26 protein-coding genes and 2 pseudogenes are annotated in these 25,537 nt (G+C 70.3%); 18 read left to right on the top strand and 10 right to left on the bottom strand.

What is annotated here, in order from left to right; all coding sequences use genetic code 11:
• Positions 1–115 precede the first annotated feature (115 nt).
• The 7 genes and pseudogenes from OHA81_RS02085 to OHA81_RS34560 form a co-directional block, all read left to right on the top strand.
• Positions 116–604: a cupin domain-containing protein gene (locus OHA81_RS02085; RefSeq protein WP_329192135.1), complete on the top strand. Its 489-nt coding sequence runs from the start codon at positions 116–118 to the stop codon at positions 602–604.
• A gap of 368 nt (positions 605–972) precedes the next feature.
• Positions 973–1,509, top strand: a complete 537-nt coding sequence (locus OHA81_RS02080; protein ID WP_329192133.1) for a hypothetical protein — start codon at positions 973–975, stop codon at positions 1,507–1,509.
• A gap of 404 nt (positions 1,510–1,913) precedes the next feature.
• Complete coding sequence (locus OHA81_RS02075) at positions 1,914–2,330, top strand: CBS domain-containing protein (RefSeq protein WP_329192131.1); 417 nt, start codon at positions 1,914–1,916, stop codon at positions 2,328–2,330.
• Positions 2,331–2,681: 351 nt separating this feature from the next.
• Positions 2,682–3,080 carry an SsgA family sporulation/cell division regulator gene (locus OHA81_RS02070; RefSeq protein WP_329192129.1) on the top strand — a complete coding sequence of 133 codons (399 nt, stop codon included), beginning with the start codon at positions 2,682–2,684 and terminating at the stop codon, positions 3,078–3,080.
• A 122-nt stretch (positions 3,081–3,202) separates the two neighbouring features.
• Positions 3,203–3,592 carry a dihydrofolate reductase family protein gene (locus OHA81_RS02065; RefSeq protein ID WP_329192127.1) on the top strand — a complete coding sequence of 130 codons (390 nt, stop codon included), beginning with the start codon at positions 3,203–3,205 and terminating at the stop codon, positions 3,590–3,592.
• A 333-nt stretch (positions 3,593–3,925) separates the two neighbouring features.
• Positions 3,926–4,294, top strand: coding sequence for a nuclear transport factor 2 family protein (locus tag OHA81_RS02060; protein ID WP_329192125.1), 369 nt, complete (start codon positions 3,926–3,928; stop codon positions 4,292–4,294).
• Between the two features lie 487 nt (positions 4,295–4,781).
• A pseudogene (locus tag OHA81_RS34560) lies at positions 4,782–5,189 on the top strand (hypothetical protein); the annotation flags it as partial.
• Positions 5,190–5,302: 113 nt separating this feature from the next.
• Here OHA81_RS34560 and OHA81_RS02050 read toward each other — a convergent pair.
• Together OHA81_RS02050 and OHA81_RS02045 are read right to left on the bottom strand one after the other, a co-directional pair.
• Positions 5,303–5,905, bottom strand: coding sequence for a dienelactone hydrolase family protein (locus OHA81_RS02050; RefSeq protein ID WP_329192123.1), 603 nt, complete (start codon positions 5,903–5,905; stop codon positions 5,303–5,305).
• Between the two features lie 186 nt (positions 5,906–6,091).
• Positions 6,092–7,339, bottom strand: a complete 1,248-nt coding sequence (locus tag OHA81_RS02045) for a M20 metallopeptidase family protein (protein ID WP_329192121.1) — start codon at positions 7,337–7,339, stop codon at positions 6,092–6,094.
• 521 nt (positions 7,340–7,860) lie between these two features.
• Between OHA81_RS02045 and OHA81_RS02040 the strand changes: the two genes are divergently transcribed.
• The 3 genes from OHA81_RS02040 to OHA81_RS02030 all read left to right on the top strand — a co-directional run bounded on the left by OHA81_RS02040 (position 7,861) and on the right by OHA81_RS02030 (position 9,902).
• The gene (locus OHA81_RS02040) at positions 7,861–8,205 is read left to right on the top strand and encodes a hypothetical protein (protein WP_329192119.1); all 345 of its coding nucleotides are present in this window, start codon (positions 7,861–7,863) and stop codon (positions 8,203–8,205) included.
• A gap of 112 nt (positions 8,206–8,317) precedes the next feature.
• Positions 8,318–8,572, top strand: coding sequence for a hypothetical protein (locus tag OHA81_RS02035; RefSeq protein ID WP_329192117.1), 255 nt, complete (start codon positions 8,318–8,320; stop codon positions 8,570–8,572).
• Between the two features lie 46 nt (positions 8,573–8,618).
• Positions 8,619–9,902 carry a flavin-containing monooxygenase gene (locus OHA81_RS02030; protein ID WP_329192115.1) on the top strand — a complete coding sequence of 428 codons (1,284 nt, stop codon included), beginning with the start codon at positions 8,619–8,621 and terminating at the stop codon, positions 9,900–9,902.
• Between the two features lie 144 nt (positions 9,903–10,046).
• Here the strand turns inward: OHA81_RS02030 and OHA81_RS02025 are convergent, their stop codons facing one another.
• Together OHA81_RS02025 and OHA81_RS02020 are read right to left on the bottom strand one after the other, a co-directional pair.
• Positions 10,047–10,820: an ABC transporter permease gene (locus OHA81_RS02025; RefSeq protein WP_329192113.1), complete on the bottom strand. Its 774-nt coding sequence runs from the start codon at positions 10,818–10,820 to the stop codon at positions 10,047–10,049.
• Positions 10,817–11,425 carry an ABC transporter ATP-binding protein gene (locus OHA81_RS02020; protein ID WP_329192111.1) on the bottom strand — a complete coding sequence of 203 codons (609 nt, stop codon included), beginning with the start codon at positions 11,423–11,425 and terminating at the stop codon, positions 10,817–10,819. Before OHA81_RS02020 ends, OHA81_RS02025 begins: the two co-directional genes overlap by 4 nt.
• Positions 11,426–11,764: 339 nt before the next feature.
• Here OHA81_RS02020 and OHA81_RS02015 point away from each other — a divergent pair, with 339 nt between their 5' ends.
• From OHA81_RS02015 to OHA81_RS01995, 5 genes are all read left to right on the top strand, one after another.
• Entirely contained in the window at positions 11,765–13,807 is a 2,043-nt protein-coding gene (locus tag OHA81_RS02015) for a M4 family metallopeptidase (RefSeq protein WP_329192109.1), read from the top strand.
• A gap of 246 nt (positions 13,808–14,053) precedes the next feature.
• Positions 14,054–14,692 (top strand): hypothetical protein, encoded by a 639-nt coding sequence (locus OHA81_RS02010; protein WP_329192107.1) that lies wholly within the window; start codon positions 14,054–14,056, stop codon positions 14,690–14,692.
• Between the two features lie 38 nt (positions 14,693–14,730).
• Positions 14,731–15,117 (top strand): GNAT family N-acetyltransferase, encoded by a 387-nt coding sequence (locus OHA81_RS02005; protein ID WP_329192105.1) that lies wholly within the window; start codon positions 14,731–14,733, stop codon positions 15,115–15,117.
• 316 nt (positions 15,118–15,433) lie between these two features.
• Positions 15,434–15,877, top strand: coding sequence for a transglycosylase SLT domain-containing protein (locus OHA81_RS02000; RefSeq protein WP_329192104.1), 444 nt, complete (start codon positions 15,434–15,436; stop codon positions 15,875–15,877).
• 148 nt (positions 15,878–16,025) lie between these two features.
• On the top strand, positions 16,026–16,976 hold the full coding sequence (locus OHA81_RS01995) for an aldo/keto reductase (protein WP_329192103.1): 951 nt from the start codon (positions 16,026–16,028) through the stop codon (positions 16,974–16,976).
• Positions 16,977–17,051: 75 nt separating this feature from the next.
• On the opposite strand, the gene OHA81_RS01990 is transcribed toward OHA81_RS01995, so the two are convergent.
• From OHA81_RS01990 to OHA81_RS01980, 3 genes are all read right to left on the bottom strand, one after another.
• The gene (locus tag OHA81_RS01990) at positions 17,052–17,747 is read right to left on the bottom strand and encodes a hypothetical protein (RefSeq protein ID WP_329192101.1); all 696 of its coding nucleotides are present in this window, start codon (positions 17,745–17,747) and stop codon (positions 17,052–17,054) included.
• A 161-nt stretch (positions 17,748–17,908) separates the two neighbouring features.
• Positions 17,909–18,295, bottom strand: coding sequence for a VOC family protein (locus tag OHA81_RS01985; RefSeq protein ID WP_329192099.1), 387 nt, complete (start codon positions 18,293–18,295; stop codon positions 17,909–17,911).
• Positions 18,296–18,532: 237 nt separating this feature from the next.
• Entirely contained in the window at positions 18,533–19,438 is a 906-nt protein-coding gene (locus OHA81_RS01980; RefSeq protein WP_329192097.1) for a LysR family transcriptional regulator, read from the bottom strand.
• Between the two features lie 144 nt (positions 19,439–19,582).
• Between OHA81_RS01980 and OHA81_RS01975 the strand changes: the two genes are divergently transcribed.
• Both OHA81_RS01975 and OHA81_RS01970 read left to right on the top strand, forming a co-directional pair.
• Positions 19,583–20,401 (top strand): inositol monophosphatase family protein, encoded by an 819-nt coding sequence (locus tag OHA81_RS01975; protein WP_329192095.1) that lies wholly within the window; start codon positions 19,583–19,585, stop codon positions 20,399–20,401.
• A 57-nt stretch (positions 20,402–20,458) separates the two neighbouring features.
• Complete coding sequence (locus tag OHA81_RS01970; protein ID WP_329192093.1) at positions 20,459–21,055, top strand: NADPH-dependent F420 reductase; 597 nt, start codon at positions 20,459–20,461, stop codon at positions 21,053–21,055.
• Positions 21,056–21,197: 142 nt separating this feature from the next.
• Here the strand turns inward: OHA81_RS01970 and lpdA are convergent, their stop codons facing one another.
• From lpdA to OHA81_RS01955, 3 genes and pseudogenes are all read right to left on the bottom strand, one after another.
• Positions 21,198–22,610 (bottom strand): dihydrolipoyl dehydrogenase, encoded by a 1,413-nt coding sequence (lpdA, locus tag OHA81_RS01965; protein ID WP_329192091.1) that lies wholly within the window; start codon positions 22,608–22,610, stop codon positions 21,198–21,200.
• A gap of 603 nt (positions 22,611–23,213) precedes the next feature.
• Positions 23,214–23,387, bottom strand: a pseudogene (locus OHA81_RS01960) (DinB family protein); the annotation flags it as partial.
• Between the two features lie 55 nt (positions 23,388–23,442).
• Positions 23,443–23,982, bottom strand: a complete 540-nt coding sequence (locus OHA81_RS01955) for a MarR family winged helix-turn-helix transcriptional regulator (protein ID WP_443056400.1) — start codon at positions 23,980–23,982, stop codon at positions 23,443–23,445.
• A 228-nt stretch (positions 23,983–24,210) separates the two neighbouring features.
• Between OHA81_RS01955 and OHA81_RS01950 the strand changes: the two genes are divergently transcribed.
• Complete coding sequence (locus OHA81_RS01950) at positions 24,211–25,281, top strand: alkene reductase (protein ID WP_329192089.1); 1,071 nt, start codon at positions 24,211–24,213, stop codon at positions 25,279–25,281.
• Positions 25,282–25,537 lie beyond the last annotated feature (256 nt).

Here is a 25,537-nt window from a genome sequence, read left to right as displayed (position 1 = left end):
GTCGCTGTGGCCGTCCACCGTCGGTGGACGGCCGGCAGCGTGCCCGTCACATCTCGACTCGCCGGTCCGTCAAGGAGACGGAGCCGCCGAACAGGCCGAGACGAGGAGCGCAACCATGACCAACACCCCTGACGCGGATGACGAGAAGCGTTTCGTCCTGCTGGAACCCGGTGCCGTCCGGCCGGGCCGCGTACCGCTGCCACCCGCCTTCGCCGTCAAGGCCGCCACGGCCGACACCGAGGGGCGGTTGTCGCTCCTCGAAGTGACCCTGGCGAAGGACATTCCGCGCCACGTCCACCGCCGGGCCGACGAGTGCGTCTACGTCCTCGAGGGCGTCCTCGCCATCGAGTTCGACGACCGCACCCACTCGGCGCCGCAAGGGACCTTCGCCTTGCTGCCCCGTGGCGTCCCGCACGCCCTGCGCCGCGCCTCCGACCCGCCCCCGCGCGTGCTGCAGATCTCCTCCCCGGGCGGCTGGGAGTGCTACGTCGAGGACCTGGTCGAGGCCGGCCCGAGCGTCCTCACCGGTGGGGAACTGGACCCCGAGAAGATCAACCCCATCGCTGCCCGACACCACATCCACTACGAGGAACGGCGCCCCTGAGGCCCCGCTCGTGCGACTCTTGCGGTCGCGCCGCAGGTCACGGCTGCCGGGGTGAGGTGTGGAGGGAGCTATGGTGTCCGGAGAGCAGGCTGTGGACGAGGAACGCTGGTCCAGGTGGCCGGGGATCCCGCGACAGCGACGCCGCAGCCGCCGGGCGGGCGTTGCGGCAGCTGCGGACGGATCTTCACCATCAAGGCAGCACGATCGCGGTGGCAGCGTTGGCGGTGCCTTTCCTGCTCCGGCTCGCGGCCGCCGGCTCTCCCGGGCTCCGCGCGGAAACCCTTCGCCTGGTCGCCGAGATCGGACGATGCCAGCACGATGGGGACGGAACACGCGAAGGCCTCCTCCAAGTCGCCGAGGACCCCTTGATGAGGGAGGGCACCACGGACTGCCCGGTGGACTGGACGATCCGGGCCGCGCGCGACGCCCTCACCGCCGACCTGCACCTCCTGTTCCCGCTTCTCCCCGACCCCGATCCCGATGTCCGCGCCGTGGCCGCCTTCGCCCTGGCGGCGGCGACCAGCGGGATTCCACGCGTTTCGTCAGCCCTGCGCGGCAGGCTGGCAGTGGAGGACGACCCGGTGGTCCAGGTGAGCTTGATCCTGGCGATCGCCCAACTCGCCCGGGAGCAAGGGGACGTACACGCTCCCGCGTGGGCCCGGGGCCTGTGGTCGGATCCCGGCCGAACGCCCGAGATCCGCATCGGCGCCGGGCTCGCCTGGCTCTGTCTGGTCGACGACCCCGTCCCTGACGAACTCCGCACCCTCCTGACCGACCTGAGCACCGGGCAACGCGGCGATCTGCTCCAGCGGGTGCCGTGGCTCCCACCGGTCGACACCACCAGCGGACTGCGCCGCTGCGTCCACGACATGCTCACGCCGGACATCCCCTGGCACAGCGGTTGACGGTTGACGGCCCTGCGCCCGGAGGGGCGCAGGACCGGGGCCTTCGGCTGAACGGGAGGGGGCAGCGCGCCGGCACACCCACGGCCAGGCCGGGTGCATCTCGATGTTCTCCATGCCAACCTCGGACGGCCGGACGGCCGGGCGACCGGGCGACCGGGCAGCCCAAACGGCCGACCGGGCCGGGCGACCGTCGAGCCCACCGGCGCGGGCGCCCCGGGGCCACCGATACCGTGCGCGCCCGCCCCTCGCGCGGCCGGCCGACTGGCATTGGGGTCGCCGAGTCGCGCCAAGGGGTGGCTGGGCGGCATGTGGCGTTATGCGTCCGTGGCTCGGGGCACACCTGGTTGCATCCCGCGGCTCCGCTCATCGGGCGGCGTCGCATCGCCGAGGTAAGGAGTGTCGTAGTGACGACGGCCCGCGAGATCATGACCGAAGGCGCCGAGTGTGTCGGTGCCGAGGAGACGGTGCTGGAAGCGGCGAAGAAGATGACACGGCTGGGAGTCGGTGCGTTGCCCATCTGCGGCACGGACGACAAGCTCAAAGGGATGCTCACCGACCGCGACATCGTGGTCAAGGTCCTGGGCGTGGGCAAGGACCCCGGTCAGATCAAGGCCGGTGACCTCGCGCAGGGTGAAGCGGTCACGATCGGAGCCGATGACGACGCCGAGGAAATCCTCCGCACGATGACCTCGCACCAGGTGCGCAGGCTGCCCGTGATCGACGGGCACCGCCTGGTGGGCATCGTCGCCCAGGCCGACGTCGCCCGCGCCCTGCCCGACCCCAAGGTCGGCGATCTCCTCCAGGCCCTGTCCACCGACTGACAGCCGGCAGCAGCACGCCGGTCTGTCGTCCCGGGGCGCCGGCCCCACCGGCCTGCGCCCCACCGCGGGCACGGACGCACGCCGGTGCCCCTCTGAGGGCAGGAGGACGCAGCATGAGGGAGTCCCGTGCGGAGTCGGGCAGCCGGCGCCGTGACTCCCCCCGGACGGTTCCCCGAGGGAGCGGGTCGGCGGTCGAGGAGCCCGTCGGGACGGCCGCCCGTCCTCCGGGGAACCGGGGGTTTCGCCGGGGTCGGAAACGAGGTGGTGTGGTCGGCGCCGGGATGGGCACACGCGGATCCGGCGCCGACGGCAGGTGCCCCGTCCTCGTGGAGGCCTTCTGTGACGTCCGGCATGACCTTTTTGATACACGCCCGCGTGGCCACGGCCGGCGGGGCGCCACTGCTGGTGCAGCTCTCCTACACCGCGTCGGACCCGGTCGCGGTACGGGCGGTGATCCTCCACGCCGGTGAGCCGCTCGCCTGCTGGTACTTCGAGCGGCAGATGCTGGCCGACGGACTACACCGGCCGGTGGGGGAGGGGGCCGTGCGCTTCCGGCCCGTGAGCAGTGGGCCGAAGCGAGACCTCCGCATCGAGTTGCGCGGAGCAGATCGGGCCGGTCAGGACCGGGCGGTGCTGCTCGCGAATGCCGACGGCGTCGCCGCCTTCCTGAACCGGACGTACGCGGCGGTCCCCGCCGACAGCGAGAGCGCACACCTCGATGATCAACTGGACGCGCTGCTCAGCCGTTGACCCGCCGCCCTCCTCCTCGGTGACCGAGGCCGGCCGAGACAGGCTGATCGGCCATCCGTGGTTTCGGTAAGTTGACGGATCGCGGGACCGATGAGTTTCTCCGTGATCAGCAGTCAGTGACCATGGCTTTGGCGCAATGCCCACGCAGGAGCGGACGAAGCGTGCACGGTCGAAGTTGCGGCACCTGGACGCGAGAGACCGAGGAACCCTCAGATGCGCACCCTGACCAGCACCGCGTTCATCTCACGATCCTGCGCCCGCTCGAGGAGGTCGCCGCGCTCAAGGAGACCGAAGGCGGCCCGATCATCCTCCACGGCAGCGCCTCGCTGAACCAGGCCCTCTCGGACGCCGGCCTGATCGACCACTACCACCTCATCGTGTACCCGCTCCTGCTCGGCGCCGGCAAGCGCCTCTTCAGCGCCACGGACAAGGACACCCAGAAGCTCAAGCTCGTCGAGCACGAGGCCTACCCCAACGGCCTGCAGAAGAATGTCTTCGACGTCATCCACTGACACGTCACGGCACCCGCACCCGCCCTGCCGTCGCATCCCCGGACGCGTACCGAGGCTCGACCGGCTCACCACGGAATCAGTCCTGCCCTCGCACTCTCCGGGTAGCGGCTGGTCAGCCGGATGCGTCGCAGATCCCGCAAGACCTGGACGGCCCGCATGCCCATCCATGCGTGCCCGAGTAGGTCGGGACTGCCATTACCTGAGTGGTAATCGCATGGTCGGGCGTGACGCGGCAGAGTGGAGCCATCGGACGTCGGGCCGGCCTCCTCCGGCCCGTCGACCGAGCCAACTCGCCTGACCTACAGGCGACTTCGACCGACAGGGAGTTCTGTCATGCCGATGCACGCTGCCGCCGTATCCCGTTACTTCGAGGCGTGGAACGCCACCGACGCCGACGGCCTCGCCAAAGCGGTCGCCGCAGCCTGGTCCGAGGAAGGCACCTACACCGACCCGCTGGCCGACGTGCGTGGTCACGAGGCGATCGCGGCGGTCATCCGGGCCGCGCACGAGCAGTTCCCGGGCTTCGAGTTCAAGCTGACCGGCGAGGTGGACGGCAACCATCACATCGCCCGCTTCAGCTGGGAGCTGGTCTCCACGGCCGACGGTTCCGCTCCGGTCGCCGGCTCGGATGCGATCACCCTGGCCGAGGACGGCCGGATCACCTCGGTCCTCGGCTTCCTCGACCGGATCCCCGCCGCCTGACGCTCCGCCCGACGGCCGCTGGTACCCCGCCTGGCGCGTACACCTGCTCCGCTGATTCGAGCCTTCCGGACGGGGTCCTCGTCCGGAAGGTCACCGCACTTCGATCCTGGCCTTCCAGGGCACGACCACCAAGGGACAGACCCGGTCTTGGTCGGCGCGACAGCGGGGTACGGCCGTGACGGTTGCGGTACCACCACCTTCCGCATGGAAGACGGCTGCGGCGGCCCCGCTCGGTGTCGTACTGCCGGAGGTACGCCGGAGAACAGCGGGGTCGCTGGAGGTGGGAGTGCCCCACGTGTAGGTGAGACCGTTTGCCCGGTGGGCGGTGAGCCGGACTTCGACGTCGTCTCCAGGGCTCGCGGTCACGGTCCGGCCGGCGTCCGCGTTGGTGAGCACCGTGCGGTGGGCGGACGGGGCTCGGTCGGGTGCCTGACCGTGGGCAGTCGTCGGTGCCGCAGCAGCGGTGACGGTCACCAGGGCCACGGCCATGCCCCGAGAAGCGGTGGACCACTTCGTTCCCACCATGGATCCTCTCTTCGGTTCCGCCGAACCGGATGTCATCCCGGCCGGCAACAGCGGGGCCATCCTTCCAGGTGGCTCGCCCTGCTACCGAAGGGCCGCGTCCAAAACCACCCGGGTGGCGGAGCCTGCCGGGCAGCGGCTGGAGCCTTCTACGTCTTGCGGGGAGTCGACGACCACGGTCACGCAGGCGACCGCCTACACCCTGCGGGATCTCGCCGCCGACGCGGCGGACCTTGCCGGGGCGCTCGGCGGGCGGCCTGCGCACCTCGCGGGGATCGGCGTGGGCGGGATGGTCGCCCAGCTCGCCGTACTCGACCATCCGGGCGCGTTCTCGGCGTTCACCCTGGTCGGCGCCCGCGCGGTTGCCCCCGGACCGCCCGACGACGACTTCCGTGGTGGCCCCTCTGACCAACGTCACGCGCGAGCGGCCGTCCCCCTACCGATCCGGCCGTTCTCGCGTTCGACTCACGGCCACAGCGGTCCCGGTCAGGCGGGTGCAGTCGAGGTTCCCTGCTTGATGTGGTCGAGGAAGTCGAGCACGCGGTGGGTGACCTGGGTTGCAGCGTGCTCGTCGTGCGACGCCAGGCTGCTGTCGGTGAACAGATGTCTGTCTCCGGAGTACAGGAACAACTCGGCACCGGCCACCGTCTCGACGAGCGCGCGGGCCGCGTCCACATCCCCCTCACCGGAGAAGAACGGGTCTGCGTCCATGCCGTGCACCTGGACCGGGACGTCCTGGGGCCAGGCGCCACCGAACTCCGAGACAGGGACGCATGCCTCCAGCAACAGCGCGCCCTTCGCGCCGGGGCGGGTCTGAGCCAGCTTCTGCGCCGGCAGGACGCCGAGCGAGATCCCGAGGTAGACGAGCTCCGCAGGCAGCTCCCCGGCGGCAGCGGCTCCGCGCGCGAGGACCGTATCGAAACCGACCCTCGCGGTGTAAGCGATGCCCTCTTCGAGGCTGTCGAATACCTGCCCCTCGAACAGGTCCGGGGCATGGACAGTGTGGCCGTACCGTCGCAGCCGCTCGGCGAACCGGTCTACGCCGCCGGTGAGTCCGTGCCCGTGATGGAAAAGCAGCACCTCAGCCATGTCGCTCCCCTCCTCCTGCGTTGCCGGGGCGGCGCCGCAGCACGAGTGTCACCGGCAGCACTGACAACCGCGCCGGGGCCACGTCCGTCCTCGACGGCCTCGAAGAGCGGTGGACCGTGCCCGACGGCGAGGGGCGCGGTGCGTGCACGGCACTTCGACCGGGTGGGCCGGGCCGGTGACCGGGCGTCAGGTCGGCGGCCCGTGTTGACCGGTGGCTTCGAGAGCCGTGGCCGCGTAGAGGGCCGCTCCGGTGGCCAGGGCGTTCTCGTCGAAGACGACCCGGTTGGAGTGGATGTCCGGTGTTTCCCCGGCTGGGAGGCCGGGTGGGCGGGCGCCCAGGAACGCCATCGCGCCCGGCACCTGCTGCAAGACGTAGGAGAAGTCCTCGGCACCCATCAGGGGCTGGGCGAGGTGGTGGACGCGGTCGGGGCCCAGGAGCGCGCTTGCGGTGGCGTGGAGGAGCCGGGTGCGGGCGGGATCGTTGATGACGGGTGGGTAGCCGTCGGTGAGGGTGACTTCGGCCGTGGCCGCGTGGGCGGCGGCGACGTGGTGGGCGACGCGGGTGATGCCTTCGTGCACCAGCCGACGGGTGGCCGGGGAGAGGCTGCGCACGGTGCCGTGGATCTCGGCGCAGGCGGGGATCACGTTGGTCGTGGTGCCGGCATGGAGGGAGGCGACGGTGACGACCGCCGGGTCGAAGACGTCGATCGTGCGGGTGACCATCGCCTGGATCGCTTGGACGATCTCACACGCGACAGGGACCGGATCGAGTGCCAGGTGCGGGGCGGAGGCGTGACCGCCACGCCCGCGGACGGTGATATGGAGCAGGTCGGACGCGGCGAAGGTCGGTCCGGGCCGCAGGTGGATCGTGCCGCTGTCGAAGCGGGTGGTGATGTGCAGGGCGAACGCCGATTCCACCCTGCCACCGGCGAGCTCCAGGACCCCCTCGTCGATCATGTGCCTTGCACCGCCGCCGGATTCCTCCGCCGGCTGGAACATGAACACCACCCGACCGGCCAGCGTCGAACGCCGGGCGGCGACCAGGCGGGCGGCCGTGACGAGCATCGCCGTGTGGGCGTCGTGTCCGCAGGCGTGCATGGCGCCCGGCACCTGTGAGGCGAACCCCAGGCCGGTCTCCTCCTGCAAGGGCAGGGCGTCCATGTCGGCCCGCAGCAGCACCGTCCGGCCGGGCGAGGCGCCTTCGAGGGTGGCCGTGACGGATGTGAGGCGCGACCCCGTGGCGATCTCCAGACCCAGGTCCGCCAAGGCGTCCAGCACGGCCCCTTGGGTGCGGGGCAGATCCAGGCCCAGTTCGGGGAAGCGGTGCAGGCTCCGGCGCAGCGCCACGGTCTCGGGCAGCAGGGTGTGCGCCTCGGTGAGCAACCCTGCCCACGCCCTCCGGGGCGCGGCGGCGCCCTCTCCTGACGCGCTCACCCAGCGGCCTCCCTCAGCCTCGACCTCGGACAGGGGAGAGCCAACCGTGTCCGGCCCGGTGAAGGCCGGTGACCAGCAGGGCTACGCGCACGACGTCTCCTCCAGCTGCGGGGCATTCGGTGTCGAGTGTCTTGACTGCCCGGTGCCGGCCACTGCCACTCCGCACTTCACCCACAAGGCACATCAGCCGCGGCGAACGGAGGGGGCGGTCTCGTGGACAGGCCGGTCGCGTTGCCGGACCCGGCCGAAGTGGGCCCCCACCCGAATGGTGGCAGTGGGCAGGACGCGGCCTCGGTGTCGTCCGACGCGCGGATGCGGACTGCACCCACGCAGATCGCGGAGGCACCGGTGACCGCGGCACGCCGCTTTCCGCACCGCGGGGCGAGGCCACGCGGCGCGGGCGCCGTCTGGGGTAAGGCGGATCGTTTCACTGCCACCCGTAAGCATGAGGCAGGGCTGTGAGGGTGCTCAGCGGGCATTGATGGCCAGGCAACGTTCCTCATCAGCAGAAAGACTCGTCGATGCGTCTTCGTTCCGCCTTCACTGCCGTTCTCGGTGCCGGGCTGCTTCTCGTTGCCGTCCCGGCTTCCGCCTCTGCCGCTTCGGGGCAGTTCCGCTACGACTACGTCACCGTCGAGGGCAATGAGGCGTCAGGCTTCCTCAACGCCCCGCCCAGCGACCGGTGCCTGAACCTTCCCGGTGTGGGTGAGGAGAATCCCGAGCCCGCTCATTCGCCGAAGAACCGTACGGACAGCTGGGCGAGGGTCTTCGCGGACCCGAACTGCGAGGGGCCTTCCTTCGATCTCCGCCCCTACGCGGGCGGCGGTTCCGACCGGCTGAAGGTACGTTCGGTCGTCTTCGGCTGACTGCCCCGCGGGAACCCCTGCGGCCGATAGGCGGTGTCGTCGTGTCCGTCGGCACACCAGATGGACTGTGGGCGAACCGCCCTCGGCATTGACCGGGTGCTCGACTGCTCCTGTGGCATCGGCGCAAGCCATCGGCCTCGCGCTGCGCGGCCATCGGCTCATCGGCTCACCGGGTCGTGGGCGTCGCGGAGCGCGGGAAGCCGGCTGCCCCACCACCGACATCGCGCACACCGTGACCAGCGGTCTGGTGCACCTCACCGTGTTCGCCTCCATGACCGCCCCCGCAGTCCACGCCCGTTCAAGCGGCCCGGTCTTGCGCACGCCCTGTTCCACCCGGCCGCTCCCGATCACCGCGTACTCCGCATGAGTGGTGGGCGGCACCCTGCGCGGTGCGGCTGTCGTTGCACCGGACGATGCACACCGTTGAAGATCTTCGCAATCAGACCGGCCGTGCGCCGGTACTCGTCGTCGGTGCCGGCTCGAGCGGGCTGGCCACCGCCGCCATGCTCGGCAAGGCCGGCCTTCCCGCCGTGGTCCTGGACGGCGCCGACCGCGTGGGCTCGAGTTGGAGCGAGCGGTACGACCACCTGGAGCTGCACACCACCCGCAGGTTTTCCGCGCTGCCCGGTCTTCCCGTTCCCCGGCAGGCCGGCTGCTGGGTCGGCCGTGACGACTGGGTGCGGTACCTGCGGGACTACGCCGATCACCACCGGCTCGACATCCGTACCGCCACTGTCGTCCGCCGTATCGAACCCGCCCCGCCGGCCGTGTCGGGTCGCGGTGCGCTGTGGCAGGTGTCCACTGCCGGGGGTCCTCGGCTGGCCGCGTCCGCGGTGATCGTGGCCACCGGTCGCAACCGCGTGCCGCGGATGCCCGACTGGCCTGGTCGCACTTCGTTCACCGGAGCTCTGCTGCACGCCGCCCAGTACCGACACCCCGGGCCCTACCGCGGGCGGGCGGTGCTGGTGGTCGGCGCCGGCAACAGTGCCGCCGAGATCGCGGTGGCCCTCAGCAACGCCGGTGCCGGACCGGTGTGGATGGCGGTGCGGACGCCGCCGCACATCGTGCCGCGCTCCAGCAACCATCTCCAGGCATTCGCCGGCGTGACCCAGCACATGCCCCGCGCATGGGGCGACTGCGCCACCGCGGTGATGCAGCGCCTGACACTGCCGGACCTGACCCCTTTCGGGCTCCCGCGCCCAACGGTCGGCATGTATACGCGCGCGGCCCGTGAAGAAGTCAACCCCGTGCTCGACCACGGCCTGGTCGACGCCATCCGATCCGGGGGTGTGCGCGTGACCGCCGCGGTGACGGGTTTCGACGGCCCCCGCGTACTGCTCGCCGACGACACCAGCCTGACTCCGGAGGTGGTCATCGCCGCCACCGGCTACCGCACCAACCTGCCCGAGTTGCTCGGACCGTCACCGGTCCTTGACGCCGCCGGTCTGCCGCTGGTGCGCGGCGAGCGCACCCACTCCAGCGCCCCGCACCTGTACTTCGCGGGCTTCGGCAATCCGCTCACCGGGGCACTGCACCACCAAGGCGTCGAAGCCCGCCGTATCGCCCGAACCCTGAGCCGCACCGCCCGAGCCCTGAGCCGCACCGCCCCGTCCGGGCGCGACGCAGCCACCGGCGACGGGGTGATGATCCCCCGCCAGGCATCCCGTACGCGCAGCATCTTCGCCCGCAACAGATGAGGAAGCAGGCAACACCGTACGGTCGTACCCCGCGCAGAAGGCGTCCCGGGCGGGGTGCGACCCGGAGCAGGACCCCAGGCCGTCAGCCGTCAGCCGGCAGTCGTCAGCCGTCCCCCGTCACGGCACCCGGCAGCCCTGAACGGTTCAGGTACGGGGAGTCCGGGCGTGTGCGACCCGGGTCAGCCGATGGAAGGCGGCCAGGGCGACGACGGCGGCGGCGGTGAACCACAGGCACTGGACGGCCACCGCGGGCACCGCAGACCGCGTCGTGAACGCGGCGGTCGTCGCGGCCTGGACCGCCCCGTAGCTGGGCAGCAGGATCATCAGCGGGCTGTCGGCGATCGCGCTGGCGACCGGGGTCTGCAAGGAGACGTCGACCAGGCTGATCATGACAACGGCGAACATGCCCGTGACCTCACGACGCAACACGGTTCCGAGGACGACACCCATCGCGCCGTAGGTCATCGCGCCCGCGAACAGTGCCCCCGCCACCCACACCGGCCTGGCCGGTGCGATGAACACGCAGAGCGAGGCAGTGGCGTACGCGGCGGCGAGAGCGCAGGCCAGCGACAGGGAAGCGAGTTTGCCGAGAACGAGGCGGAAGCGGGAATAGCCGGCGAGCGCGAGACGGTGGTCGAAGGCGTGGCTGGCGAAGGTGGCGGCGAAGGTCAGGAAGCCGATGATGAGGACCACGGCGTTGAGCGCGCCGGTCAGTTGCATCAACCGGTTTCCGGCCACCACCACGCTCACGTCGTCGGCGCGCAGCAGGAACGACACCGGCGTGGTGTGGGTGTCCAAGTAGATGGTCGTCGTCCACCCCGGGATGAACGTCGCCGCCAGCAGGATCGCGAACCGGTTGCGGCCGTATTCGATCAACGTGTAGCGAGCCGTCGTCGCGGCCTGGCCCACAGCGCTCACCGAGCCACCACCGATCCCTCCCTCTCCAGCACCCCGTCGCTCAGACGCCACAACACGTCGAGGTGGTCGCAGTCGTAGGCGAGGTGGGAGACGATCAGGACACGCCGGCCCTCGTCGCGCAGCCGGGCGGCCAAGGCCCAGAACTGCTGGTAGGTCTGCCAGTCGAACCCCTGGTACGGCTCGTCCAAGAGCAGCACCGCAGGATCGTGCATTACCGCCAGCGTGAGGTTCAGCTTCTGCCGTGTCCCGCCGCTCAGCCGGTCGGCCGGCACCCCCGCGTACCCGGCGAGTCCGAGTTCCTCCATCACCTCCCAGGCCCGCTGCGCGGTGGGCAGCCGGTAGGCGCTCTGGAAGTACCGGACGTGCTGGGCGACGGTCAAGGCGTCGTTGAGCACGACGTGCTGCGGGCAGTACCCCAGCTTCCCGCCGGGCTCGACCGAACCCCGGTCGGGCCGCAGTTGACCGGCCAGGATCTTCAGCAGCGTGGACTTGCCCGCACCGTTCTCCCCGACGATCCCCGCCAGCGTGCCCGGCCCCAGCCGAAGGTCCACGCCCCGCAGCACCCGGCGGCTTCGGTAGGCATGGTGCACGTCGTGTACGCGCACGGTGGACTCCTTACCCCGGGACCGGGCCGAGCGCCCCGCCGCAGCGCTTAACGACCCTGCCGGGCAAGCGTTTCGCCGCCGCGGACACCGAAATTCGGACTCCTTCGCCCGCGGGGGCAGGTGCGGCCACACCGGCTGTGCGCACATCGATCTGTCCGCTCAGCGGACTGCGAACGCCGATTTCAGGACTCGATTCGGCCGATTCATGACGCGCTCCTGACAAAGATCGAGATCGCTGGCAATCTCTCCCCATCCCCAGCACGAACAGCTCCGCACGCTCTGCCCCGGTCGGCCACTTTCCAGCCACCCGGTAACCCCCCACACGCAGAAGGAGTCCGCGTGAAGTCCACGCACCGTCGTCACGCCACCACCACGGCCACCCTGCTCACCGCAGCCGCCCTGCTCACCGTTGGCGTGCAGGCGGGCAGCGCCAGCGCGCAGCCCGAAGGAACCGCGAACGCCGCCGGCCCCAAGGGCCAGCCGGTACGTAACCCGGGCGCGCTGCCCGCACAGCTGTCCCCGTCCCAGCGCGCCGAGCTCATAGCCAAGGCCCAGAGCACCGTGGCCGCCACGGCCAAGGAACTCGGCCTCGGCGCCCAGGAGAAGCTGCTCGTCCACGATGTGGTCAAGGACCAGGACGGTACCACCCACACCCGGTACGAGCGCACGTACGAGGGACTCCCGGTCCTCGGCGGCGACCTGGTCGTCAGCCGTACGGCGGCCAACACGACCAAGAGCGTGACCAAGGCGTCCGGCGCCCAGCTGCAGGGCCTCTCCACCTCCGCCCCGGCCGACGCTCCGACGGCCGCCTCCAAGCAGGCCCTCGACGCCGCGAAGGCCGTGGGCTCCAAGGCCGCGCAGGCCGACGTCGCGCCCCGCAAGGTCGTGTGGATGGCCAACGGCGTGCCGACCCTCGCCTACGAGACCGTCATCGGCGGGCTCCAGGACGATGGCACCCCCAACCAGCTCCACGTCATCACCGACGCCAACACGGGTGCGAAGCTCCACCAGTGGCAGGGCATCGAGACCGGTGTCGGCAACACCCACTACAGCGGCCAGGTCACCCTCGGCACCTCGCAGTCCGGTTCGAGCTTCACGCTCAACGACGCGGGCCGCGGCGGTCACAAGACGTACAACCTGAACCACGGTACGTCCGGTACGGGTTCGCTCTTCACCCAGTCCACCGACACCTGGGGCAACGGCGCCAACTCCAACGCCGCCACGGCGGGCGCCGACGCCGCCTACGGCGCCGGGGTCACCTGGGACTTCTACAAGAACGTCCTCGGCCGCTCCGGCATCCGCGGTGACGGCGTCGCCGCCTACTCCCGCGTCCACTACGGCAACGCGTACGTCAACGCCTTCTGGGACGACAGCTGCTTCTGCATGACGTACGGGGACGGGACGGCCAACAACGACCCGCTCACCTCGCTGGACGTCGCCGGTCACGAGATGACGCACGGCGTCACCGCCGCCACCGCCGGCCTCAACTACAGCGGTGAGTCGGGCGGCCTGAACGAGGCGACCTCCGACATCATGGGCACCTCGGTCGAGTTCTACGCCAACAACCCCAGCGCGCCCGGCAACTACCTCATCGGCGAGCAGATCAACATCAACGGCGACGGCACGCCGCTGCGCTACATGGACAAGCCGAGCAAGGACGGCGGGTCCGCGGACAGCTGGTACTCCGGCGTCGGCAACCTCGACGTCCACTACTCCTCGGGCCCGGCGAACCACTGGTTCTACCTGGCCTCCGAGGGCTCCGGCGCCAAGACGGTCAACGGCGTCAGCTACAACTCGCCGACCTCCGACGGCCTGCCCGTCACCGGCATCGGCCGGGACAAGGCCCAGCTCATCTGGTACAAGGCGCTCACCAGCAAGTTCAACTCCAGCACCGACTACAAGGGCGCCCGCGACGGCACGATCGCCGCGGCCACCGAGCTGTACGGAGCGGGCAGCGCCGAGGTCACCAACGTCACCAACGCCTGGGCCGCCGTCAACGTGGGCACCCGCTCGAACGGCGGTACCCCCACCCCGGGGAACGTCTTCGAGAGCACCACCCGCGTGGCCATCCCGGACTCCCCGGGCCCCGCCGTCACCTCGTCGGTGAACGTCACCGGGATCAGCGGCAACGCGCCGAGCACCCTCAAGGTCGGCGTGAAGATCACCCACACCTACATCGGTGACCTGCAGATCGACCTCGTGGCCCCCAACGGGACCTCGTACCGCCTGCAGAACTCCTCCTCGGACTCCACGGCGAACCTCGACAAGACGTTCACCGTCAACGCCTCGGCCGTGGCCGCCAACGGCACCTGGAAGCTGAAGGTCCAGGACAAGGGCGCCGCGGACGTCGGCACCATCACGGACTTCAAGCTCACCTTCTGAGCAGCCGACCGAGCATGACCTGACAGGTGCCCGGGGCCCCACGGCTCCGGGCACCTGCGTTCGTGGTGGCAGCGTGGGCCGCGTCGGGGTCGACGCCGCCGGGTCCGGTTCCGCACTGCCGTGCGCCGGGGCCACGGTTGCCGCTTTGCCTGTCGCCCGTGTGAGACACTCTGCGGCACCTGTATGTCATGGACCGGACATTCGTGCTCCCTCACGGGGTGCACAAGGAGAAGGGGCTACGACACCATGAACAGAACCGCCTCCAGGGGTCTGGGCCGGGCGAGCCTCGCGCTCGGTGCGGCCCTGGCGTCGACCGTGCTCTGCGCCACCGTGAGTGCGGCGGTGCCCGCGGGGGAGGGCGGAGTCACGGGCAAGGGTTCCGTCGCGCGTCCGGTCGGTGAAACCGCCTGCCCCGTCGTGTACTTCGACCTGGGCGAAACCCTCGTACATACCGCCGACGACGGCAGCATCACCTATCTGCCAGGAGCGGCCTCCTATCTGCGCGCCCTGCGCGAGCGCCACATCGCCATCGGCCTGATCACCAACGTCCCGCCCTCCTGGGGCGCAACCGACGCCGAGCGCGCCGCCAGGCTGAAGAAGGAAGTCGACGCCGCGTGGAAGGGCTCTGCGCCCTTCGCCTGGGAGGACTTCGGCGACCGGATATTCACCCCCCGCACGGAGGCGGAGCGCAAACCGGCTCCTGCTCTCTGGCAGCGCGCGAGGGCCGCGTCAGGGCGCTGCCGCCTCGTCTTCCAGGCGGAGACGGTAGAAGAGGTCCAGGTCGCCGCCTCGCTGGGCTACGTGCCGTACCAAGTCGCACAGCCCCACCGGCCCGAGTTCCTCCCGGTCGGCCTGATCCGGCTCCTCGGCCACCGCTCCTCCTGACCGGAGCCGAAGCATCACTGGTACTGGACCTTGCCGTGGTGGAGCAGTCGACGGGCAACGTCATCGGCGAGGCGGTCCTGAACGAGTGGGATCCGCGCAACGAAAGCTGCAGCTTCCGCATCGGCCTGGTGCCCGGCACCCACGGACACGGTCTGGGCACCGAGGCGATCCGGTCGATCGTCGGGTACGGCTTCGAGCGACTGGGGCTGCACCGCATCTCGCCGGAGGTCTACGCCTTCGATCCGCGGGCTCGTCGCGTCTACGAGAAGGTGGGGTTCGCCGCCGAGGGCGTGTTGCGCGATGCACTGTTCTGGGAGGGCGAGCGGGTGGACGCGGTGGTGATGTCGATCCTGGCGCCGGAGTGGTCCCAGCACCGTGGGTGGCCGGAATCAGCCGGCCCTACCTGTGACTCACGCGGGCGCTGAACGTATTTGATAGGTCGCAAAGGGTGACATTCTGCCTGCCTGCTGGTGACACGGCCCATAGGAGCCGCGTCACATACGAGCCGGGATAGTAGGTCTGGGGGCCTTGTTCCGCCGACGAGGGCCCGACGTGCACGGCCCTGACAGGACGGCGCCGCGGGCCGTGAAGCGCTCGGTATGAAAGTGCCTAGTAGGAGAGGTCGTTGCCAGGTCCGCCCAAGCCTGGCTAACTGGTTGATGTCGCCGGGCGGCACGGGTGCTCCACCCGCCGCCGACGAATCCCTCTCCCCCGCGTGAGTGGTTCACGCATGTCTTCGGCATGCCGCGACCGTCCTCGTCCCCTTCGGAAGGTTCGTCCGTGTCCAACGCAGTCATCCGTCGCATCGCCGTTTCCAAGAAGACCCTCGCCGGTGGCATCGTCGCGCTGGGAGTGGCCGGCTCGATGCTCGCCACGGTTCCCGCTCAGGCGGCCCCGACGAGCGCCAAGGCGATCGCGCACCAGATGATCAAGGACCCGGCGCAGTTCGCGGCCTTCGACAAGATCATTTCTCACGAGAGCGGCTGGGACCACACCGCCACGAACGCCTCTTCCGGCGCGTACGGCCTGGTCCAGGCCCTGCCCGCCTCGAAGATGGCCTCCGCCGGCTCCGACTGGAAGACGAACCCGGCCACCCAGATCAAGTGGGGCCTGGACTACATGAACTCCCGCTACGGCAGCCCGGTAGGCGCTTGGAACTTCTGGCAGGCCAACCACTGGTACTAAGCGACCGGCGGGTAGCGAACACACGAAGACGCTCGGCAGGGACCTCCCGGCCGGGCGTCTTCGTGTATGCGGCCGCCGAGCCCATGACGGCGCGGTGCAGCGTCCGGCCTGCGCGCGACGGTTGACCGGCTGTCGTTAGGGTGCGGGTATGACGATCTCCCTGGACTCGCACAGGCTGCTCTACGGATGCATGGGGGTGGGTGGTGAGTGGGACGACACGCCTTACGGCGCGGCGGACCTGTCGCGGGCCGAGGAGGCGGTGGAGGCCGCACTCGACAGCGGCATCACCCTTTTCGATCATGCCGACATCTACCGTCACGGAAAGGCCGAGGCCGTCTTCGGTGAGGTCCTCTCCCGCGCGACGGGCCTGAGGGAGAAGATCGTCATCCAGACCAAGTGCGGCATCCGCCTGGGAGACGGTGTCAGGCCGGGAATGTACGACCTCCGGGGAGAAACCATCGTCCGCAGGGTCGAGGGGAGCCTGGAGCGTCTGCGCACCGACGTGATCGACGTGCTGTTGCTGCACCGGCCCGACCCATTGGCCGATCCGGAGGACGTCGCCGCGGCGCTGACGTCTTTGCACCGTCAGGGGTTGGTACGCGGCTTCGGCGTGTCCAACATGGGAGCGGCGCAGGTCCAGGAGCTGCAGGGCTTCCTCGACGTCCCGTTGGTCGCCAACCAACTGGAGATGAGCCTGGCGCGCCGCGACTGGCTGGAAGCGGCGGTGCTGGTCAACACGACCGCCGCCACCGGCAATGGGTTCCCTCCCGGGACCCTGGAGTACTGCCGCAAGAACGGTGTGCAACTGCAGGCCTGGGGCGCGCTGGCACAGGGGCGTTACACAGGGCGGTCACAGACGCGGGAGGACGAACGGACTGCGCGACTGGTCGCAGCGCTCGCCGAGGCCAAGAACACCACTCCGGAGACCATCGTCTTGTGGTGGCTGCAGCGACACCCGGCCCGTATCGCCCCGGTCGTCGGCAGCGCGCACCCCGGCCGTATTCGTGCCTGCGCCGATGCCGCCGGGCGGACGCCGGAACTCACCCACGAGGAGTGGTACGACTTGTGGCTGACGGCGCGCGGCACCCCACTGCCCTGATGGGTGGCAGGGTGGCGGCTGCGTGCCGCGTTCGAGGCGTGCACGCACCGCGGACCACCCTCCTCACCGTAGGCCTCAGTTGTCGGCGCAGATCACGTCGTAGGGCCGACCGATGGCGATGGTCAGCCGCATGGGTTCGCTGGTGCCGGCCGGGCACTCGTTCTCGTCCTTGACGAGGCCGAGCACCTTGTACGTGTCCGAACCGCCTGTGGCGCAAGGGGTTTCCTGGGCCTGCGAGGTCACGCAGTCACCCTTGACCAGCTGACCGCCGCCCGCGCCCGCGTCCCCGGGGTGGTCGTCGGCCAGATTGCGGCCGCACACCGTGTTCGTGGGGATGCCGCCGCCCTTCTTGCCGCCGTAGGAGATGCTCACCTGGATCATCAGGTCGGTGCCGGCAGGGCACTGGATGGTGCCCGGGATGATGCTGGCGTCCTTGATGTCGATCGCCTTGAAGGTCGCGCCGGACGCGCCACAGCGTTGCGGCCGGTACCCGTCGGGCTTGTCGTCCGGGTCGGGTCCGCCGCAGTCACCGACCTTCCACGAACTGGACGTGTCCGACGACGATTCGGGGGAGCCCGGGTCCGTGGAACGCTTGGGAGAGGGGGACGCGGTAGCGGAGGCCGACGCCGAGGGCTTCTTGTCGTCGCCGAGCCACTTGGAGAGGCCGAAGATCCCGCCGAGGATCAGGGCCAGGACCAGGAAGCCGGCGAGGCCTCCGCCCGAGCGGCGTCTGGGCGGCGGCGGTGGCGACACCTCGTACGGGTTGGCCATGCGCTCCTCCTGTGAGGGTGGTGGGGCCGGGGGGACGCGCGGACAGTCACGCGTCATGAACACCTCATGATTTCACGGTCGGGGCCCTCTCCCGACCGGTGCCGGGGCACCCCCCCCGGCGGCCGCCACGCGCGCCCGAGCCCCGGCCACACCCGACTGGCTTAGGCCTGCTCCTTGTACACGGCTTCGATGTTGTTGCCGTCCGGGTCGTCGACGAACGCGCAGTAGGCGCGGTACTCGGGCCAAAGCCGGGGTTCGTACCGGGACGTGCCCCCAGCGGTCAGGGCGGCCTCGAAGAAGGCGTCAACCGAGGCGCGGTCTCGTGCGGTGAACGCGATGTGTGCACCTCGGGTCACCGTGGCGTCGCCCGCCGGGTACAGACCGAAGGACGGAGTGTCCAGCTCCTCTTCCCAGAACTCCGCTCCGCCGTCAGCCGCTTCCCCGATCACACCGAGAGGCTTGAGTGCGGCAGTGTAGAAGCGGGTGCTCGCCTCGAGGTCCGAGGCGATGAAGGTGACGTGGTGGATGAAGGGCCATCGTTGTGTCATGACCGCGCAGTCTACGAGTGCCAACGTCAGTTCCGGGTACCGGGCTTGCTGTAGCGCCGCGTACGGCGACCCTGGAGGCCGCAAGGGCTCATGCGCTGCATTTCGTCCGCACCCACCACCTGGCAGCGTGGTCGGTGGGGGCATCTCCTTGCTGCGCGGCGTGGGCCGGACGGCCCACGGCCGGCGACCGGCCGGGCGTGCGCCGCGATTGCGGGTCAAAGCCCGGGACCACGCCGCTTACGACGTTCCGCAGGAAGTCAGCGCGTCGCGCGCCAGCCCGCGCAGCCAGGCATGGGCGCTGTCGGTGTCGTAGCGCTGGTGCCATGACAGGCATATCGGTGCCGACGGCAGGTCGAGCGGCAGGGGGAGTACGACGAGGCCGAGGTCGGCGACCGCCGAGCGCGTGGTGGCTTCGGGAACGCTGATCACCAGATCGGAGTCGCGCGCGAACTCCAGCGCGGCCGCTTCCGTGGGCGCGGTCGCCACCACGTGGCGGCTGAGGCCGAGCCGGCCGAGGGCGTCGTCGATGGCGTTGCCGAGGTTCCCGCGTCGCGAGACGGTGACGTGCTCGGCTGCTGCGTACCGCTGCGCGGTGAGGCTCTTGGCGCGGGTGAGGGGGTGCCCCCGTCTCACGACGATGACGAGGCGGGTTGCGCCCACGTCCTCGGTACGTACGTCCGGTGCGGTCGGGCGGTTGGCGTTCGCCTCCAAGTCGACTTCACCGCGCCGCAACTCGTGGGTGTCGACGCTCGATTCCGCGAGGAAGCGCAAGCGCACGCCGGGCGCCTGCCGGCGCACGGACGCGAGCAGCGCGGGCCCGCTGAGGGCGACCAGGGAATCGTGCCAGCGAAGCGTGAAAGTGCGCTCCAAGGTCGCCAGATCGAGTTCACGGCTCGGCGCCAACACCCCTTGCACCTGGTGCAACAGCTCGTGCACCTGGGCCCGGACGGCGATCGCATACGGCGTCGGGGTCATCGTGCGGCCGGTGCGCACCAGGATCTGATCCCCCGTCGTACGCCGGATGCGGCCCAGACTCCGGCTCATTGCCGGGGCGGTGACATGCAGGCGTGCGGCCGCCCCGGCCACACTTCCCTCCTCCAGCAGCGCGTCGAGCGCGGTGAGCAGGTTCAAATCCAATTGCATGCCGGTAATCCTAGCCGTGCTTGACATGCAGTTGTGGTTAATGCCCGGGCTCCATACCGTTGAGGCAAGGCGAAGAGCACGACGCAAAAGCGCGGCTCGGCCTGGTTCCACCTCACCAACCCTTCCTCAGACAGGAGCACCACCATGTCCGAAACGCTGCACACCCCGGCCGTCACCACCTCCGACGCCGAGCTGCTCGCCCAAACCGAGATTGCGGTGCGTACGGCCGGCTCGGCGCTGCACGAGCGCTTCGGCGAGGTGATCCGCTACCAGACCCGCGAAGAGCTGATGCACGCCCTCGCCGCCAACGACGACACGGCCCTCGACATCCTGCGCCCCCGCCTCTCACAGCTGCGCCCGAACGCCGGCTGGGTGGAAGACGAACTCGACGGCGGGGCGCTGCCGTCCGGCGAATGGTGGGTCGTGGACCCGGCCGAAGGCAACGTCAACCACCTCCACGCCCTGCCCGAATGGGCGGTCACCGCCACCCTCGTCCGCGAGAACCAGCCGGTGCTCACCGTGGTCCACCTGCCCATGACCGGAGAGACCTACACCGCGCTCGCCGGAGCGGGAGCCCACCTCGACGGCCGGCCCCTACACGTCTCCCAGACCGCGAACCTGGACCTGAGCATCGTCGCCACCAGCCAGGCCCGGCCGGACGAAGACGAGGAAGTCGTGCGGCGCGTCGGCTCCTCGATCACCGCGATGCTCTTCGACGCACTCGTCGTCCGCACCGCCGTGCCCGCGACCCTGCACCTGGCGAACGTCGCCGCCGGGAGGACCGACGTCTTCTGGCAGTTCGCCGGGGCCCGCGCGGACCTGCTCCCCGGGGCTCTGCTCGTCCGGGAGGCCGGCGGACGGATCTCCGACGCCCAGGGCCGTCCCTGGACCCCGCAGAGCGACAGCTTCCTGGCCGCCGCACCCGGAGTGCACGGCGAAGCCGTATCGACGCTCTCCCGCTGACCCCGTACGAAGACCAGAAAGATCAAGAAGTTCAGAAAGATCAAGAGGAGCGCATACATGAACGAGATCGCAGTACTCGGCAATGGCCGCGTCGGCGGCAACCTGGCCGCCGCACTCACCCGAGCAGGGCATCACGTCACGGTGGCGGACAGCACCCGGGGCGCCGCCGCGGACGCCGCCCGCGCAGCCCGGATGGTCATCAACGCCACACCCGGCGCCGGCTCACTGGAACGCCTCGCCGCGCTGCGCGAGGAACTGCGGGGCAAGATCCTCGTCGACGTGTCCAACGCCACCACCGACGGCCCGGACGGACTGCCCGCCGACCTGCTCTACCCCGGCTCCAGCCTCGCCGAGCGGCTTCAGGAAGCGCTCCCGGATACCCGCGTCGTCAAGACGCTCAACACCATGCTCTTTCCGGTGATGACCGCGCCGGCCATGCTCACCCGTCCGCCGACCGCGTTCCTCTCCGGCGAGGACCCGCAGGCCAAGCAGACCGTCCACGACCTGCTCACCGACCTCGGCTGGCGAAAGGAATGGATCAGCGACCTCGGTGGCATCCGGACCGCCCGCGCCACGGAGGCCGCGATCCTCTTCGTGCCGCATGTGATCCGCTCCAGCGGCTTCGCGCCGTTCGCGCTCTCCATTGCCCGCTGACCGGTGGGTGCGGGCGACTGCCGGGGTTGCGGGGCGCGGCCGCCGTGGCGGCGACCCTGGGATGCGGGTACGCCGCCCCGGCGGTGCTGCCGGTCCTCGGGTCCGGTGCTCGCCCGGGCGGAGCGGACACCGGCGACCCGCTCTAGAAATTGATCATGTGGCCGGCGAGTCCGTGGACCGCCTCCTTGACCGCCTCGCCCAGCGTCGGGTGGGCGTGGACGTTGCGAGCGACCTCGTGGACGGTGAGGTCCCACTGCTGGGCCAGGGTCAGCTCGGGCAGGAGCTCGGTGACGTCCGGCCCGATGAGGTGGCCGCCGATCAGCTCGCCGTACTTGGCGTCGCTGATCAGTTTGACGAAGCCGGTGAAGTCGCCGAGGCCGTGCGCCTTGCCGTTGGCGGTGAAGGGGAACTTCGCCACCTTCACGTCATAGCCGAGGTCACGGGCCTGGGCCTCGGTGTAGCCGAAGCTGGCGATCTGCGGCTGGCAATACGTCGCGCGCGGGATCATCGCGAAGTCCAGCTCCATGGTCTCCGCGTCCGCGATGGTCTCGGCCGCGATCACGCCCATGGCCTCGGCGGCGTGCGCCAGCATCAGCTTGGCGGTGACGTCGCCGATGGCGAAGATGTGCGGCACGGAGGTGCGGCAGCGGGCGTCGACGTCGATCGCGCCGCGCTCGGTGACCCGGACGCCGGTGTTCTCCAAGCCGTAGCCCTCGACGTTCGGGGCGAAGCCGATGGCCTGGAGCACCTTGTCGGCTTCCAGCACCTGCTGCGAGCCGTCCTTGGCGGTGACGGTGACGCGGACCTGCGGACCGGACTCGTCGATGGCGTCGACGCGGGTGGAGGTGAGCACGTCGATACCGAGCTTGCGGTACTGCTTGGCCAGCTCGGCGGAGACCTCGGCGTCCTCCAGCGGGGCGACCCGGTCCAGGAACTCGACGATGGTGACCTTCACGCCGTAGTTGTGCAGCACGTACGCGAACTCGATGCCGATGGCGCCGGCGCCCGCGATGACGATGGACCGCGGGAGGTCCTCGGCGAGGATCTGCTCCTCGTAGCTCACCACGCGGGCGCTGCGCTTGGTGCCGGGCAGCAGCTTGGGGGTGGCTCCGGTGGCGATGATGCAGTGGTCGAAGCCGATCGTGCGGTTGTTGCCCTCGTAGTCCGCGACCTGGAGGGTGTGCGCGTCGAGGAAGGTGCCGCGGCCGTCGAACTCCGTGATCTTGTTCTTCTTCATCAGGTAGTGGACGCCCTTGACCCGGCCGTCCGCGACCCGGCGGCTGCGGCGGAAGGCCTCGCCGTAGTCGAAGCTGATGGGGCTGTCCGACGTGATGCCGAAGGTCTTCGCCTCACGGGTGACGATGTGCGCGAGCTCGGCGTTGCGCAGCAGCGCCTTGGTGGGGATGCAGCCGACGTTCAGGCAGACGCCGCCCCAGTACTTCTCCTCGACGACGGCGACCCGCTTGCCCAGCTGCGCGGCACGGATCGCGGCCACGTATCCGCCGGGGCCCGCACCGAGGACAACGACGTCGAAGCGCTCGTCCTGCTCGACCATGAGGACTTCCTTTTCGGTGTGCTGTGAAGTGGTGTCCCCCGGATTGTTTCTCCCCCGACTCCGCCTCGCCACGCCGATCGCCGATCTGCCTCCGGGAGGAGGTGTGATCTTCGTTGCCTTGCTCGCGGGCGCAACATCTGTGGTGCGCGGCACCCGGGGCGGGCGAAACATCGCCTGCTGCGGGGTGCGGGACGACGAATCCGTCTGCCGCCGCTCTCTTCCAGGCGTGCCTGGACGAGAGCCGACAGCCCGACCGGTACGACGCCCGGCCGGACGCCGCAGCGTCTCGGCAGACCTCATCGACACGACGGAGGCCGTGCCAGGGCGTGGGTGACGGCACCCGGCACCGCTGCGCCGCTGCGCACGGACCCGTCCTGCATCCCGGCGTGGCGCCACGCACCCCCCGGTACGATCCGGGGCCGCGGCCGTCCGGCCGTGAGCAGGGTCGCGGGCGCGACTTGGGCCCGGCGGCGGTCGTGAGTTCGGTGACGAGGTGGCCCGCGCCCCCGGAGGCTCCGTAGAAGCGCGCAGCCACTAAGTGCCGTGGAGCCCACGTCGGTTGCCGAAGCCCGATCGCCCGTTGGGCAAAGCCATATGCGGAGCGCGGACCCCCGCGCTTCCCTCCCCACACATCGCAGCGAGCTGTCTCAGCGCCTCGTCAGCGGTCCCCGCGTAGGCGAACGTCTGGGAGTCCACCGTCCACTCTTCCGAACCTACCGACATCGGTGCGGCCGACGTGCCACGTCGGCGGATGTGCCGGCAGCCGCGCACCGGCTCCAGAAGTTCGCCGCCTCGCCCGGTCCTCCGTCCCGCCGGCGCCCGGCGGTCTGCGTCACCGAGTGGGGCCGGTGGCCTGATCGGGGGAGGCGACCGCTGCGGACAGTGCTGCTTCGATGCCTTCCAAGGCCCGCAGGGTCTCCCTGCGTTCGTCCGGGCTCAGGCCGGTGGTTGCGAGGCTTTCCAGCCGGCCCCAGAGCTGTTCGACTTCCCGGCGCAGCGCGTGGCTCGCGGGAGTGGGCTCGATGAGGGACGCGCGCTTGTCGGTAGGGCTGGGGCGCCGACGCACGAAGCCCGCAGTCTCCAGGCGGCGGACCGTGCGGGTCATGGTGGCCGCGTCGGAGTCGAGGAGACGGACGAGATCGGCCTGACGCTGGGGCCCGAGCTCCCACAGCTGCATCATCACCAGTTCCTGACCGGGATGCAGGCCGACGCGGCGCAGCAGCTGGCCGGCGAGCATGCGGTGCAGTCGGGCGACACGGAAGATCGCGTGGCTGATCGGCCCACTGCCGGCGGAAGCCGGTACCGCCACCGTCGCGTCAGCGCCGTCGGCCGGATCCGGCCCCCCGTCGCGAACCGCGTCACTGCTCTGCACAACCCGCTCCCTGCACCACGCTGACTGGCCGGACAGGAAAAGGGTAGCGCAGCTACGTCCGGTGCACGGATCCGTCCGCTCCGCCCTGGTCACGTCAGGGGACTGTGGTCGCCATCACACGGGAAAGGGAATGGGAGAGCCTACTTACCTGTTTGGACAGGTATTGGATTGCTGTCCGAACAGCTATCGGCCCCAGCGCCTCAGTCCTCCACGAAGGAACCGTGAACCATGAAGACCGCATTCGAACCGTTCGACCTGGGCGGGATCCGTCTGGCCAACCGCATCGCGATGGCTCCGATGACCCGCAGCCGCGCCTATGGCGAAGGAGCTTCCCCCACCGCGTCGACGGCGACGTACTACGCCCAGCGCGCCGGAGCCGGCCTGATCATCACCGAGGGCGTGCAGCCGTCGATCGTGGGCCAGGGCTACCCCGACACCCCCGGCCTGCACTCGGCCCGGCAGGTGGCCGCGTGGCGCCAGGTCACCGACGCCGTGCACCGCGAGGGCGGAATCGTCTTCGCGCAGCTGATGCACACCGGCCGGATCGGCCACCCCAGCCTGCTGCCCGACGGCATGCTTCCGGTGGGCCCCTCTCCCATCGCGGCCAAGGGCCAGGTATTCACCCACCAGGGTCCCAAGGACATGGTGGTCCCCAAGGAGCTGACAGAGGCCGGGATCCACCAGACGATCGCCGACTTCGTCGACGCTGCGCGCAACGCGATCGCCGCCGGCTTCGACGGGGTGGAGATCCACGGAGCCAACGGTTACCTCATCCACCAGTTCCTCGCCCCCGGCACCAACCGGCGCACCGACGCCTGGGGCGGCAGCACCGAGGGCCGGATCCGTTTCGCCGTCGAGGTCGCTGCGGCCGTCGCCGACGCGATCGGCGCCCACCGCACCGGTATCCGCCTCTCACCCGGAAACCCCTACAACGACATCGCCGAGGATGACCTCGAGGAAACCTACGGGGCCCTCACCGGCCGCCTCGCGAGCCTCGGCCTTGCCTACCTGCACCTGATGGAGGGCCCGGACCGGGAGCTGACCCACCGCCTGCGCAAGGCCTGGCCCACCGCCTTCGTCCTCAACCCCTTCACGCACCCGGACCCCACCGGGCCCGACGCCCTCGCGCTGATCGAGGACGGCACCGCCGACCTCGTCTCCTTCGGCGCGATGTTCCTCGCCAACCCGGACCTGCCACGCCGCCTGCAGCAAGGCGGCCCGTACAACGCCCTGGACGCGGCCACCCTGTACGGCGGCGACGACCACGGATACACCGACTACCCCGCCCTGCCCGCCTGACGGGCGAACCTCCTGCGCTGCCATCCCGGCTCGCCCGTTGCATGCTCGCGCTGCGATTGCCAGTGGCTACGGGCGGTCCGAGACTGGTGATATGAGCACGGCCCCGGCTCTGGAAACCGGGCTGGTCGGCGCCAATGCTTTTCTGCCATCGCCACATCCAGTCGGCTCTTGCCGTTCGCCCACGAGACCCTCGCGGAGGGCCGTGGCCATGCTGCGTCCGGCCGCACCCGACCCGACCACTTCCGGGCGTCGATGC

Origin of the sequence: Streptomyces sp. NBC_00667 (assembly GCF_036226825.1) — a bacterium.
Lineage (GTDB): Bacteria > Actinomycetota > Actinomycetes > Streptomycetales > Streptomycetaceae > Streptomyces.
Note: the sequence above shows the minus strand (reverse complement) of the source record. Positions and strands in the feature narration are given on the sequence as shown.